This window comes from Candidatus Phaeomarinobacter ectocarpi (genome assembly GCF_000689395.1).
GTDB lineage: Bacteria > Pseudomonadota > Alphaproteobacteria > CGMCC-115125 > CGMCC-115125 > Pyruvatibacter > Pyruvatibacter ectocarpi.
On the sequence record NZ_HG966617.1, the window covers coordinates 2,354,899 to 2,368,590 of the forward strand.

Genomic DNA, 13,692 nt, shown 5'->3' on the forward strand with positions numbered 1-13,692 from the left:
AACAAAATCGGGCCGGAGGGGAGACTAATCATGGCGACCAAATCCATTCCTAGTCTGACGCCAGATGGCAGCCTGACGCGCTATCTGCAGGAGATCAGAAAATTCCCCATGCTCGAGCCCGAGCAGGAATACATGCTCGCGCGCCGCTATGCGGAACACGAAGACCCTGATGCGGCCCACAAACTCGTGACAAGCCATCTGCGCCTCGTCGCCAAGATCGCCATGGGCTATCGCGGCTACGGCCTGCCGATCGCCGAGGTGATTTCCGAAGGCAATGTCGGTCTCATGCAGGCGGTCAAGCGCTTCGATCCTGAAAAAGGGTTCCGCCTCTCCACCTATGCCATGTGGTGGGTCCGAGCCGCCATTCAGGAATACGTCCTGCGCTCATGGTCCCTGGTGAAGATCGGCACGACGGCCGCGCAGAAGAAACTGTTCTTCAACCTGCGCAAGGCCAAGGGCAAGATCGACGCCCTGGAAGATGGCGACCTGCGTCCTGAACACGTGCAGTCCATCGCCACCAAGCTTGGCGTGCCCGAGCAGGACGTGATCAACATGAACCGTCGCATGTCCAATGGGGGCGATCAGTCCCTCAATGCGCCCATGCGCGCGGATGCTGACGGCGGTGAGTGGCAGGACTGGCTGGTAGACGAAAGCGAAAGCGCTGAAGAGACGATCTCTGAAAGCGAAGAGCTTCTGCGCCGCCGCGAGATGCTGGCGGCCTCCATGCAGACCCTCAATGAGCGCGAAATGCACATCCTTACCGAGCGGCGCCTCAAGGATGAGCCCTCAACGCTCGAAGAGCTGAGCCAAGAATACGGCATCAGCCGCGAACGCGTCCGCCAGATCGAAGTCCGGGCATTCGAAAAGCTGCAAAAAGCCATGAAGGCCGCCCACAAGGACGAAATCCGGGCGACCCGCGAAAAGGCTGAGGAATACGCAAGCTAATTTGCGGAGCAGGATCGATGCAGGAGCCAAAATCAGGCCTCACGCGCGATAGTTGGTGGCTTTATCCAGCACATGAACACCTGCGCCCCGGATATGGGCGACAGACCTTGGCCTTTCTGGCCATCACCTTTGCCATTACCTACGGCGTGGGTGTCCTCGCCTTCCTGTTTCCCAATGTCATGATCGGCGAAAACGGCCTGAGCGGACCTCGCGCTCAGGCCTTTTTCTTTTTGGCCGTCTACGGGCCAACCCTTGCCGGTCTGATCCTCATCGTGTCGCATCACGGATGGCGGCGCGGGCTTGCCGATGTATTTGCGGGGGTGGTCGCCCCACGCACGCCGCTCACCTGGGTCATCTGGGCCGTGATCGCGCTGGCCGTTATGCCGCTCGGCTGGCTGATGGTGGATGCGCTCGCCCATATCGGCTTGGGCGGCGGGCCGATCGGACCGCTGAACGTTGCTGCCATTGCCACGGTGCCGGTCCTGTTCGTCACCACCCTGGCGCTCATCGCCGATCCCGGCCCCATCGGTGAGGAATATGGCTGGCGCGGCTATTTGCTTCCAAGGCTCATCGTTCTGCTGGGCCCGCTGCGCGCCAGCATCCTGATCGGCATCATCTGGGGCATCTGGCACCTGCCGGTGTTCTTCTTTCCCGGCACCAACCAGGCGAGTGCAAGCTACGCCTTCATGATGGCCAACTGGATCGGCTCCAGCATTCTCATGACATGGATCTTTATCCGCACCGGCGGCAACTGGTTCCTTTCAGGCGTCATCGTCCACGCCTCGCTCAACACCAGCCTCGCCATCGGCATTTTGGGGATCGATCCGCTCTACGCGCTTGGCAGCCTCTTTCTCGCCAGCGTCGTTCTGCTCTGGCGCGGACCTGATCTTGATCTCGCGCTCATGCGCGACCGGGCGGGGCCTGCGCCTTCAGACGGCACGTAGCCAATTACCGCACGGCATCCGCCAGCTCCACCGCCTTGCAGGACCGGCACCGCAGCTGGATCGTTGATCCGTCCGTACCCTTGAACTGCATCTGGACCCATCGGCCCTCGGCGTCGTACCAGACCTCGTTGTCAATCGCGCCTGAATACTGGTAGCGCGTCGCGTCGAGCGTGCCATGAGCAGTAACGACCTGCTCACGGCCCTTCGAGGCAAGATCAACGTCAGAAATGCGCCCGGTGAAGGTATCGAGCACCCGGGTGGATCCGATCACGCCCGCATTCCAGTGATTGGTGGGATAGATGCCCACAGGCGCTTCATCTGTGCCGTTAGGCCCCGTCACCGTGAGACTGCCGCCCTCGGCCTCAGCCTCAATCTCACTGACCGTGCCGCCATCATTGGTGCGCGCGGTGATGGACATCAACGTCCCGTCCTGCCACAGCGCATCGGATTCATATTCAAAGCGGTAGACCGTGATGAACAGCGCTGAGACAGCAAGGTTTGTGGAGGTCTGAACGCGCAGCCCGTCGTCTACCTCATCGAACTGAACAATATGCTCCCCGATCTCGGCGCCACCGCGGTAAACACCAAACTCGATCCGGTCACCATAAAGCGCACGAATGTCCAGAATGGAGGCGGCAGCAGCCGGCAACGCTCCGCCCCCCAGGGTCAGACCGGCCGAAACAATCGCTGGCAGAAAATTGCGCGGCATGAGAAGCCTCATTACATGCGTGAAACCATAAGCTTCATACGCACCCAGGGGCCAAGCGGTTTTACTGCTCCGCTTCGGCAGGCAGGTGAAACTCCGCCTCGATCAGCAACTCGATCTGATCACCCACCCCCATGGACGTCCCTTCCGGCGGCAGTCCGTTCGTCAGGCCGAACGCAGATCGATTGAACGCCCCGGTCGCGGAAAACCCGATGACGGCCTCAAGGTCCCCAAAGGGCTTGTTGCCATAACCACCATTGAACGTGACATCCAGCACCACTGGTCGGGTCACACCCATGAGCGTCAGATCGCCCGTCACATCTGCGGTGTGCGTGCCGGTCATAGTGATGTCCGTCGAGACATAACGAATCTCAGGGTGCTGATCCGCATCCAGCCATTCCGGGCCTGTCAGCGCCGCATTGAAGTCCGGCTGCGGGAACGGGAACTGCGTTTCAAGGGATGCCGCATCAACAGTCACCGACAGCGCCGCCTTGTCCGGCTCTGTTGGATCAATGGCCAGTGTGGCATCCATCCGCGTAAACCGGGCCCGGTAGGTGGACAGTCCCAGATGATCGACCCCGAGAATGAGACTCGCATGGGACAGGTCCAGGCGATACTCACCAGCCGGAAGGTCTGCCCCGGGCATCATGGATCCATCTGGCGAATGGTCATGCCCTTCATGGGCAGACACTGGCAGTGCGAGCCCTGCCACCAGCAGCCAGGCCGCGCCAGCACCAGCCAGCGCGCCTGTCCATGTTTTCAGCTGCATCATGTGCACGCCCCGCTTGCGGCTATTCAGCCGCCACGCCGGTGCCGATCGGGCAGGTCACGCCGGTGCCGCCCAGTCCGCAATAGCCATTGGGGTTCTTGGCGAGATATTGCTGGTGGTAATCCTCGGCAAAGTAGAACTCCGGCGCGGACCGGATTTCGGTCGTCACAGCGTCATAGCCGCGCGCACCCAGTTCCGTTTCATACATCGCCTTGGACGCCTTGGCGGCCGCCAGTTGCTCATCCGTATACGTATAAATGGATGACCGGTACTGCGTGCCCACATCATTGCCCTGGCGCATCCCCTGCGTCGGGTCATGGGATTCCCAGAACGTCTTTAGCAACGCATCGAAGCTCACCTTGTTGGGGTCATACACAACCAGCACGACTTCCGTATGGCCCGTCTGGCCGGAGCACACTTCCTCGTAAGTCGCATTGGGCGTGTAGCCGCCCGCATAGCCAACAGCCGTCACATGGACGCCGTCCAGTTCCCAGAACTTGCGTTCCGCACCCCAGAAACACCCAAGACCGAACTGCACCTGCTCCATGCCCTGTGGGTACGGGCCCTTGAGGGCCGCGCCGTTCACAAAGTGCGTGTCAGCGGTCGGAATATCGAAATCACGGCCCGGCAACGCGGCTGTTTCGGCCACCATTTCGGCCTTTTTGCGCCCAAACATGGAACTGCCTCCTTCTGGCGAGATACGTTACCCCTAATGTAGGGGCTCAAAGGCCTCACGACCAGCGGCGGGCATGTCACGAAACCGCTAACGCTTCACCAGCATCACAACGCCGGTGGCCCAGTCCATCTGGGTGAACGCAAATCCGTCCCGCCCCCGAAGATCGTCCAGATAGGCATCCACATTCGCCTGATGCCCGTCTGGCCAGTTGGGCTGTGGCAGCAGATCATCGACAAGATAGATGCCGCCGGGCTTAAGCGCCCCCAGCGCTTCATCCAGATGGGAAAACTTGCCTGGCCAGGCGTCCGCAAAGATCAGGTCATAGCTGCCCGCCTCCGCACGCGCCAGAACCGCCCCGCCATCCTCCAGCACAAACGTGACCCGCGCATCTGCGCCCAGCACATCGCGGGCAATGCCCTGCGGCCCCTCATCCGTATCCACACTCACCAGATGAGACTGCGCATCCATGCCTGACAGAAGCCACGCCACCCCAAGGCCACACCCGGTCCCAAGCTCCAGCACCCGGCCACCGGGCTTGGAGGCTGCGAGAGACGCCAGCAACTGACCGACCTGCATGCCCGAGTTCATGTCAAAGCCAAGCGCGTCCGCCCGCATCTGGATTTCAGCCAGGGAAGAAGGGAATTTGGTTTCCATCAGCTTCTTTCTTGATATGACAGGGTCCAGACCCACACCGAACAGGAAACAGCCATGAAAATCGCCATCGGCACAGACCATGCGGGCTTTGAATACAAAGAGAAGATCAAGGCATTCCTGACGGCGCAAGGTCACGAGGTCAAAGACTTCGGCACCTTCAGCGACGCCGCGTGCGACTACCCGGACTTTGTGTTCCCTGCCGCCAACGCGGTTGCATCCGGCGACTATGACAGAGGCATCGTTCTGGGCGGCTCGGGCAATGGAGAAGCCATCGCGGCCAACAAGATCAAGGGCATTCGCTGCACGGTCTGCTGGAATCCCCTCTCCGCCGAGATGGCGCGCCGCCACAACGACTCAAACGTCCTGTCCCTGGGCCAGCGAATGATTGAGGAAAGCGATGTGACCGGCATCGTGCAGACATGGCTCGACACGCCGTTTGAGGGCGGGCGGCACCAGCAGCGCATTGTCAAACTCGAAGCCTGAGCCAAACTTTGAACTCAAACAAAAGAAAGGGCCGTTCCAGCGCACTGCTGGACACGACCCTTTCCCGTGACTTCAGCGGGGTCGAAACCCCTAAAGCTAAAAGCACTGACCGGTTAGCAGACCACCTCGAAGGTTGCCCCAAATAGACCCGCTACCGACAAGGACCCAAAGCCCCGCTGCGTGACACTCGACATTGGATCACCTCCTTTCAATACGTTAGAACCATGTATGAAGCTGAGGTGATTTGCGGTTTTACGCAAGCAGGAATTTTGTGAATCGTTTGCGACTCGCCTTGCCTACCCCTTCAGCGCCTCATTCGACTCCTTCACCGCTTCCAGTTTCTCCGCATCCTGATAAATCTCACCGCCCGTATTCCGGAAGGTTTCGGCCATCTGTTCCATGCCTTCGGACGCTTCCTTTTCAGCAGCATAGTCGCGCACGTCCTGGCTGATTTTCATCCAGCAGAATTTGGGGCCGCACATGGAGCAGAAATGCGCCACCTTATGGGCCTCTTTTGGAAGTGTCTGGTCGTGGAAGTCGCGTGCACGCTCAGGGTCCAGCGCCAGATTGAACTGGTCGAGCCACCGGAACTCGAAGCGGGCCCGTGACAGGGCATCGTCGCGCAACTGAGCGCCCGGGTGCCCCTTGGCAAGGTCCGCGGCGTGGGCCGCAATCTTGTAGGTGATCACGCCTTCCTTCACGTCGTCGCGGTCCGGCAGGCCCAGATGCTCCTTCGGCGTCACGTAGCAAAGCATGGCGCAGCCGAACCAGCCGATCATCGCAGCGCCAATGCCGGACGTGATGTGGTCATAGCCCGGCGCAATGTCCGTGGTGAGCGGCCCAAGCGTGTAGAACGGTGCTTCACCGCATTCCTTGAGCTGCTTGTCCATGTTGACCTTGATCTTGTGCATGGGCACATGCCCCGGCCCTTCGATCATCACCTGGCAGCCCTTGTCCCAGGCCACCTGCGTCAGCTCACCCAGCGTTTCCAGCTCGGCGAACTGCGCTTCGTCATTGGCGTCCGCAATGGCGCCCGGACGCAAGCCGTCACCCAGCGAGAACGACACGTCGTACTTCGCCATGATGTCGCAAATGTCGTCGAAGTGCTCGTAGAGGAAGCTCTCCTTGTGGTGATGCAGGCACCACTTGGCCATGATCGACCCGCCGCGCGACACGATGCCGGTCACGCGCTTGGCGGTGAGATGGATGTAGGCCAGCCGCACGCCCGCATGGATGGTAAAGTAATCCACCCCCTGCTCCGCCTGCTCGATGAGCGTGTCGCGGAAAACTTCCCATGTCAGGTCTTCGGCCACGCCGTTGACCTTCTCCAGCGCCTGATAGATCGGCACGGTTCCAATCGGCACTGGCGAGTTGCGAATGATCCAGTCGCGGGTGTTGTGAATGTTGCGACCCGTCGAGAGGTCCATCACCGTGTCCGCGCCCCAGCGGATTGACCACACCATCTTGTCGACTTCTTCAGCCACCGATGACGTTACCGCCGAGTTGCCGATATTGGCATTGATCTTCACCGCGAAATTGCGACCGATGATCATCGGCTCCAGTTCCGGGTGGTTGATATTGGCGGGAATGATCGCGCGGCCCTTGGCGATTTCCTCGCGCACAAACTCAGCCGTGATGAACTCGGGGATGTCCGCGCCAAAGCTCTCGCCCAGCGCCACGTCCTGCGCTGCATCCTCAAGCGCTTTCTTGCGCCCGATGTTTTCGCGCAGCGCCACATATTCCATTTCCTTGGTGATGATGCCCGCCTTCGCGCACTGATACTGCGTCAGCGGCTTCGAGCCATCCCCCGCCAGCGGCCGGTTCACAATCGGAAAGGCCCGCGCCAAAGCCCCTTCGGAGACATTGCCATTGTCTTCGGGCTGCACATCACGCCCTTCATAGTCAGCAACCCCACCCAGCGCCAGAGACCATGCAGTACGGGTGCGCGGCAGGCCGGCTTCAATGTCGATTGTCGCGTCTGGATCAGAGTAGATGCCCGACGTGTCATAGACCCGCACCGGCGGCTCCATGGCGGAGGGCTCAAGCTCGATCTCGCGCAGCGGCACGCGCACATCGGGATGCCCCTCCGGCGACACATAGACCTTGGTGGACGCGGGCAGCGGCCCGGTGGTCACATCATCCGTTGTCGGCGCATTCGGCGTTGAGTGGATATTCATGTCCAAACCCTCCTGTCGGCACGCCCGTGCAAGGCGCGCAAATACATCAGCCGGTCAAGCATGCAAAGGAGGGGCGGCGCGAGCGAACAAATGCCGCGCAACGTCCCAGTCCCTTCGCCGGCATGACCCGGATCAGGTTCAAAGGGTTCGGCTCTCTCAGCCGTCTCAGCCCCTACAAATAGTAGGGACACCCCTTGGAACTTCGGCGCAGTGTGACTCCGTTTCGCCAAGGGTTAAAGCCCTCACTCACCTGTTATTTGACCCATCGCCGCTTCCCGCCACATTCTGGGGTGAGCTTGGGTCAATCACGGGAATGCCGCATGGAATCCGTCTACTGGGTCCTTAACTGGGCCTGCCACCGCAAGTGCACGCATTGCTACGAGAATCGCTTCCGCCCCTATGTGCGCGACGCACTGGAAGAGGTCGTGCGTGAGTCGGAGGAGGCTTTCCCCAAAATCATCGCCAATCTGCCCGAGCGGATGACCTATCTGGATCTGGCGTCCCCCGATGACAGCCCCGCTGGCTACACGCAGAAGCGCGGCCGCATCATCATGGCCGGCGGCGAAGTGCTGGTGGACCCGGTGCGCGAGCGGGTGCTCTACCCGGTGCTGGAGACGCTCAACGCCAAGTACCGCAACAAGGGCGGCGTCGACATCTCGATCCAGACCACCGGCGATCTTGTGACCGAGAAAATCCTCGAGGAACTGCGCGAGCGCGGCATCCGCATGATCGCCATTTCAGGCATGGATGATTTCCACGTCGGCATGGAAGGCGACAAGCGCAAACCGCTGATCAAAAAGCTGCACGAGATGTTCGCCAAGACGGGCTATGCGGAACATTCCACCCGCGGCAATTTTGGCGAGTGGCAGAAGAACGACGGTCCCACCTATCTCTTCTTCGGCGCCACGGAGGACGAGTGGATCGGCAAGATATGGCCGCGTGGCCGCGCCTGGGACAACGGCCTCTCCCGCGCCACCATCAAGGACAATTTCTGCAACGCCTGGTCCGGCGGCCTCAACTTCCTCAACCACAAATATTCAGGCTCGGAAGTGTCCATTGATCCCCAGGGCGACGTCTTCCCCTGCTGCCTCAAGACCAAGGCCCCCATCGGCAATGTCACCGAGGAAAAACTCACCGACATTTTGGACAGCCTCGTCGGCCACCCCGCCTTCGAAGCCATCAACATGGGCCATCCCGAGCGCATGGGACTGAGCCACGGCTGGGATACGGACACCTTCTACGAAAAATCGAAGACCACCGACCCCAAGGGCAATCCCTACCGCAACCTCTGCATCGGCTGCGACAAGTTCCACGAAGAAGTCCTGGCCCCGGTCATTGAGGACATCAGGCAGGAGCGGCTTCGGGCCATCGGCGTGACATCAGGGCCTTTGGTGGCAGCGGAGTAACACAATCCTCCACTTCTGTTACGCAGGAACCATTAGTTCCACCGTCTCGTTTGGAAACTCCGCCCTAAGCATTTCCTCAAGCATCGCTCCTCGCTCCGACAGAAGCGAAAGTTTTTCCGCGATCAGAAGCAATATATCTTCATCGGATTTCCGCTCATCCAGCAACGCGTTAACGAGCCGGGATTCCACTGTTTCATAGAGAAAAACAAAGACTAAAATGTCGTGTGCATGATTGGGAAGACGTCCGATTTGAGGCAACCAATATCGAATGTTAGAGATCGGGTTCGGCTTTGCCATTTCCTCCAGAGCCTGACGACGCGGACGTAATGCCACTTGGCGCAAATTCGTATAAGCCCGCGTCGCATGTTGAATTTTGATGTTTGCATCACCAACACAGGTCTGCACGTCAAAGTGCACCGAAGTCACCATTGACCGGCGCGTTAAATCTTCTTCTCGAGACTTCTGGAATTGCAAACTCCACCAGACGCCCCCGATGGCAATAAAACCTGTGATCAGCGTTTGAAAGTCTCTGACAAAATCAACGAGCATCGGAAATTCCCGCAGTAATTCAGCAAACAGGAACGCAAATATTACACCTGCTGAGACTAGCAGTATTGTTGGAAGCCAACGCTCAATCCAGTCGTCTTGCATCAGTCCGCGAACGGATCAGTCACCAGGATCGTATCCTCACGCTCAGGGCTGGTTGACAGCAGTGCCACCGGCGCTTCGATCAGCTCTTCGATGAGCCGCACATATTTGATGGCCTGTGCAGGAAGGTCAGCCCAGCTGCGGGCGCCTTCCGTGCTTTCTGACCAGCCTTCGAGGGTGACGTAGTCGCACTCGACGCGGGCCTGACTTGGCGCATCAGCAGGAAGATGATCCAGCTTCTTGCCGTCCAGCGTGTAGCCGGTGCAGACTTTGAGTTCGTCAAAGCCGTCCAGCACGTCGAGCTTTGTCAGCGCGATACCCTCAATGCCGCCGGTCTTGATGGCCTGGCGCACCAGCACCGCATCAAACCAGCCGCAACGGCGCTTGCGGCCTGTGACGGTGCCAAACTCATGGCCCCGCTCACCCAGCTTCTGGCCAACATCATTGTCCTGCTCGGTCGGGAACGGACCCTCACCCACGCGGGTTGTGTAGGCCTTGGTGATGCCCAGCACATACCCAATGGCGCTGGGGCCAACACCTGCGCCGCCTGCCGCCTGACCGGCAATGGTGTTGGACGACGTCACGAATGGGTACGTGCCGTGGTCAATGTCCAGCAGCGTGCCCTGCGCGCCTTCAAACAGAATACGCTTGCCAGCCTTCTTGGCTTCGTCCAGTACCAGCCATACGGGCTTGGCGAACGGCAGAATGCGTGGCGCGATTTCTTTGAGCGCCTCAACAATGGGCGCCGCCTTGAGCTCTTCCAGATTGTTGCCCCGGCGCAGCGCATTGTGATGCACCAGCAGATTGTCCACCTTGGCTTCCAGTGTCGAGAAATCCGCAAGGTCGATCACCCGCAGGCCGCGGCGCGCCACTTTATCCTCGTAAGCCGGGCCAATGCCCCGCTTGGTGGTGCCAATCTTGGTGCCGGAATTGGAGCTCTCACGCATCACATCCAGTTCCTGATGCACGGAGAGAATAAGCGTCGCGTTTTCAGCAATCATCAGATTGTCCGGCGTCACGGCCACGCCCTGACCGGCAATCTGGTCCACTTCCTTGGCAAACGCCCATGGGTCCAGCACCACGCCATTGCCAAGGATCGACAGCTTGTTGGGCCGCACGATGCCTGAGGGCAGCAGCGAAAGTTTAAAAACCTTGCCGTCAATCACCAGCGTATGGCCGGCATTGTGCCCGCCCTGAAAGCGCACGACCACGTCGGCGCGTTCTGACAACCAGTCCACAATCTTGCCCTTGCCTTCGTCACCCCATTGGGAGCCGACGACCGCTACATTTGCCATCGCGAGAGATTCCTTATTTGTCCGGAAAAGCGGCGGGACTATACCCACATCGGGGTGAAACTCCAATGCGCCAGCAGCAGTGCTGAAACTCGGCACGAAAAAGGGGCGGATGCCGCAGCATCCACCCCTGATTCTCTGTCTGCAAAAAGTGCCTGAAGCCTAGAACTTCAGTGCCTTGGCCTGCTTCACATTCGGCAGCGCCATGACTTTTTCAAGCACGTCCGCGCCCGCTGCCTGATCCACGTCGATCAACGCGATGGCGTCGCCACCTTCGCGCTCACGTCCAAGGTTGAACGAAGCAATGTTGATGCCCGCATCGCCCAAAACCGTGCCCAGACCACCGATGAAACCCGGCTTGTCGTCATTGGTGACGTACAGCATGTCGTGGGTCAGAGCGGCTTCCATGCCGATGCCCTTCACCTGAATGATCCGCGGTGTGCCGTCACCAAAGACCGTACCGCCGACGCTGCGCGTCTGACGCTCCGTCTTCACGGAGAGCATGATGTAGCCTTCATAGGCCCCATGCTGGCTCTTCTTGGTTTCGTTTACGGCAATGCCACGTTCTTTGACGATGGCAGGTGCGGACACCATGTTGACGTCTGTCAGCATCGGCTTCAGCAGGCCCATCAGCATGGCATTGACCAGCGGCTTGGTGTTGAGATCAGCCGCATCACCCACGAATTCGATGGTGACTTCTTCAAGACCGGTTTCAGTCAGCTGACCGGCAAACAGGCCAAGCTGCTCAGACAGGGTGATCCATGGACCCAGCTTCTGCGCGTCTTCCGCAGAGACAGACGGCACGTTGATGGCATTGGTGATCGCCCCATCCAGCAGATAGTCAGCCATCTGCTCGGCAACCTGAAGTGCCACGTTTTCCTGTGCTTCAGACGTGGACGCACCCAGATGCGGCGTGGCAATCAGCTTGTCCATGCCAAACAGCGCGTTCTCCTTGGCGGGCTCTTCTTCGAACACGTCAAGGGCAGCGCCAGCCACCTTGCCGCTTTCAAGAGCCACCTTGAGGTCGGCCTCAACAATCAGGCCGCCACGGGCACAGTTCACGATGCGCACGCCGTCTTTCATCTTGGCGAACGCGTCCGCATTGATGATGCCGCGCGTTGAGTCGGTCATCGGCGTGTGGAGCGTGATCACGTCGGCGCGCTTCAGCAGCTCATCCAGCTCGACTTTTTCGATGCCCATGTCGGCAGCGCGTTCCGCTGTCAGGAATGGGTCAAAGCCGATGACTTTCATCTTCAGGCCAAGCGCCCGGTCACATACGATGGACCCGATATTGCCGCAGCCAATGACACCCAGCGTCTTGGCGGTGAGCTCAACGCCCATGAACTTGGACTTTTCCCATTTGCCGGCATGCGTTGATGCATTGGCCTGGGGAATGTCGCGGGCCAGCGCCATCATCATGGAGATGGCGTGCTCAGCTGTGGTGATGGAGTTGCCAAACGGCGTGTTCATCACGATCACGCCCTTGGACGTGGCCTGGGGTATGTCCACATTGTCGACACCGATGCCGGCGCGGCCAACAACCTTGAGGTTGTCCGCCTTCTCCAGCACCTCAGCGGTCACCTTGGTGGCAGAGCGGATGGCAAGGCCATCATACTGGCCGATGATTTCAAGCAGTTCCTCTTTGGGAAGGCCTGGCTTGAAGTCCACATCGAGACCACGGTTCTTGAAAATCTCCACGGCAGCGGGAGACAGTTTGTCGGAAATCAGCACCTTGGGCATGGGTCGCTCCTGAAAGGTGAATTGTAGGGAATGGGGTGAAATGCACGCGGCGGACCAAAGCCCGCCGCGCACCTAATTCAAGTGAGGCTGCTAAGCCGCGTCCGCCTTGGTCGCTTCCGCATAGGCCCAGTCGAGCCATGGCAGCAGTGCCTGCATGTCAGACAGCTCGATGGTGGCACCGGCCCAGATGCGAAGGCCCGCAGGGGCATCGCGGTAGGCACCGATATCATACGCAACACCTTCAGCATCCAGCAGACTTGCCAGCTTCTTGGAAGCGGCTGCCTGCTGCTCTTCGTTGAGCGCCGGATCAACAATCGTCAGACACACAGATGTGTTCGAGCGATTGGCAACGTCAGCACACAGGAAGTCGACCCAGGCAGTGTCATCCACCCACTTGGTCAGTGCTTCAAGGTTAGAGTCAGCACGCGCCATCAGGCCTTTCAGGCCACCAATGGACTGCGACCACTCCAGCGCATCGATATAGTCTTCGACGCACAGCATGGATGGCGTGTTGATGGTTTCGCCCTTGAAGATACCATCAATGAGCTTGCCGCCCTTTGTCAGGCGAAAGATCTTCGGCATCGGCCAGGGTGGTGTGTAGCTCTCAAGGCGTTCCACAGCACGGGGGCTGAGAATGATCATGCCGTGGGCAGCTTCACCGCCAAGCACCTTCTGCCAGGAGTAGGTGGTGACATCGAGCTTCGCCCAGTCAAGATCCTGCGCAAAGGCAGCAGACGTGGCGTCGCAGATTGTCAGCCCTTCACGGTCCGCTGAAATCCAGTCCGCATTGGGAACACGTACACCGGACGTCGTACCATTCCAGGTAAAGACGACATCATGTGCTGGATTGACCGTGCTGAGATCAGGAAGCTGGCCATAGTCCGCTTCGATCTTGCGGGCATTGTCGAGCTTCAGCTGCTTGATGACATCGGTCACCCAGCCAGAGCCGAAGCTTTCCCATGCCATCATGTCCACCGGGCGCTCGCCCAGCAATGACCACATGGCCATTTCGACGGCACCCGTATCGGACGCCGGCACAATGCCGATCTTGTAATCGTCAGGAATACCCAGAACTGAACGCGTCAGGTCAATTGCCTGTGCCAGTTTCGCCTTGCCCGGTTTGGAGCGATGCGAACGGCCAAGACACGCGTCTTCAAGTTTGGATAGGGACCATCCCGGTCGCTTAGCGCAGGGCCCGGATGAAAAATTCGGATTAGCCGGACGGATGCCCGGAGTCTTAACGTCTGCCATG

At 59.5% G+C, this 13,692-nt stretch carries 13 protein-coding genes and 1 riboswitch; of the genes, 4 read left to right on the plus strand and 9 right to left on the minus strand.

The genetic code is table 11. The annotated features are described in order from the left end of the window. Nucleotides 1–30: 30 nt before the first annotated feature. Together rpoH and BN1012_RS16960 are read left to right on the plus strand one after the other, a co-directional pair. Nucleotides 31–945, plus strand: coding sequence for an RNA polymerase sigma factor RpoH (gene rpoH / locus BN1012_RS11405; RefSeq protein WP_043949711.1), 915 nt, complete (start codon nucleotides 31–33; stop codon nucleotides 943–945). A 17-nt stretch (nucleotides 946–962) separates the two neighbouring features. Next, nucleotides 963–1,889, plus strand: a complete 927-nt coding sequence (locus BN1012_RS16960; protein ID WP_052535144.1) for a CPBP family intramembrane glutamic endopeptidase — start codon at nucleotides 963–965, stop codon at nucleotides 1,887–1,889. Between the two features lie 4 nt (nucleotides 1,890–1,893). Here the strand turns inward: BN1012_RS16960 and BN1012_RS11415 are convergent, their stop codons facing one another. The 4 genes from BN1012_RS11415 to BN1012_RS11430 form a co-directional block, all read right to left on the minus strand. Beyond that, the gene (locus tag BN1012_RS11415) at nucleotides 1,894–2,598 is read right to left on the minus strand and encodes a DUF6134 family protein (protein WP_052535145.1); all 705 of its coding nucleotides are present in this window, start codon (nucleotides 2,596–2,598) and stop codon (nucleotides 1,894–1,896) included. Nucleotides 2,599–2,659: 61 nt separating this feature from the next. Further along, nucleotides 2,660–3,367, minus strand: a complete 708-nt coding sequence (locus BN1012_RS11420; protein ID WP_052535147.1) for a YceI family protein — start codon at nucleotides 3,365–3,367, stop codon at nucleotides 2,660–2,662. Between the two features lie 19 nt (nucleotides 3,368–3,386). Further along, nucleotides 3,387–4,040 carry a peptide-methionine (S)-S-oxide reductase MsrA gene (msrA, locus tag BN1012_RS11425; protein WP_043949712.1) on the minus strand — a complete coding sequence of 218 codons (654 nt, stop codon included), beginning with the start codon at nucleotides 4,038–4,040 and terminating at the stop codon, nucleotides 3,387–3,389. A gap of 87 nt (nucleotides 4,041–4,127) precedes the next feature. After that, nucleotides 4,128–4,694 (minus strand): O-methyltransferase, encoded by a 567-nt coding sequence (locus BN1012_RS11430; protein WP_043950987.1) that lies wholly within the window; start codon nucleotides 4,692–4,694, stop codon nucleotides 4,128–4,130. A 54-nt stretch (nucleotides 4,695–4,748) separates the two neighbouring features. Here BN1012_RS11430 and rpiB point away from each other — a divergent pair, with 54 nt between their 5' ends. Continuing rightward, complete coding sequence (gene rpiB / locus BN1012_RS11435) at nucleotides 4,749–5,177, plus strand: ribose 5-phosphate isomerase B (protein WP_043949713.1); 429 nt, start codon at nucleotides 4,749–4,751, stop codon at nucleotides 5,175–5,177. 296 nt (nucleotides 5,178–5,473) lie between these two features. Here rpiB and thiC read toward each other — a convergent pair whose 3' ends face one another. After that, the gene (thiC, locus tag BN1012_RS11440; protein ID WP_043949714.1) at nucleotides 5,474–7,354 is read right to left on the minus strand and encodes a phosphomethylpyrimidine synthase ThiC; all 1,881 of its coding nucleotides are present in this window, start codon (nucleotides 7,352–7,354) and stop codon (nucleotides 5,474–5,476) included. A gap of 91 nt (nucleotides 7,355–7,445) precedes the next feature. Beyond that, nucleotides 7,446–7,559: riboswitch (TPP riboswitch) on the minus strand. A gap of 115 nt (nucleotides 7,560–7,674) precedes the next feature. Between thiC and BN1012_RS11445 the strand changes: the two genes are divergently transcribed. Next, nucleotides 7,675–8,760: a radical SAM/SPASM domain-containing protein gene (locus tag BN1012_RS11445; RefSeq protein WP_043949715.1), complete on the plus strand. Its 1,086-nt coding sequence runs from the start codon at nucleotides 7,675–7,677 to the stop codon at nucleotides 8,758–8,760. A gap of 18 nt (nucleotides 8,761–8,778) precedes the next feature. Here BN1012_RS11445 and BN1012_RS11450 read toward each other — a convergent pair whose 3' ends face one another. From BN1012_RS11450 to BN1012_RS11465, 4 genes are all read right to left on the minus strand, one after another. Further along, a complete protein-coding gene (locus BN1012_RS11450) occupies nucleotides 8,779–9,411 on the minus strand; it encodes a hypothetical protein (protein WP_043949716.1) in 633 nt (210 codons plus the stop codon). Continuing rightward, entirely contained in the window at nucleotides 9,411–10,703 is a 1,293-nt protein-coding gene (locus BN1012_RS11455; protein ID WP_043949717.1) for an adenylosuccinate synthase, read from the minus strand. The genes BN1012_RS11450 and BN1012_RS11455 overlap by 1 nt, the downstream gene beginning before the upstream one ends. A gap of 159 nt (nucleotides 10,704–10,862) precedes the next feature. Continuing rightward, the gene (gene serA / locus BN1012_RS11460; protein ID WP_043949718.1) at nucleotides 10,863–12,440 is read right to left on the minus strand and encodes a phosphoglycerate dehydrogenase; all 1,578 of its coding nucleotides are present in this window, start codon (nucleotides 12,438–12,440) and stop codon (nucleotides 10,863–10,865) included. Nucleotides 12,441–12,530: 90 nt separating this feature from the next. Then, nucleotides 12,531–13,691, minus strand: a complete 1,161-nt coding sequence (locus BN1012_RS11465; protein ID WP_043949719.1) for a phosphoserine transaminase — start codon at nucleotides 13,689–13,691, stop codon at nucleotides 12,531–12,533. Between the last annotated feature and the right edge of the window lies 1 nt (nucleotide 13,692).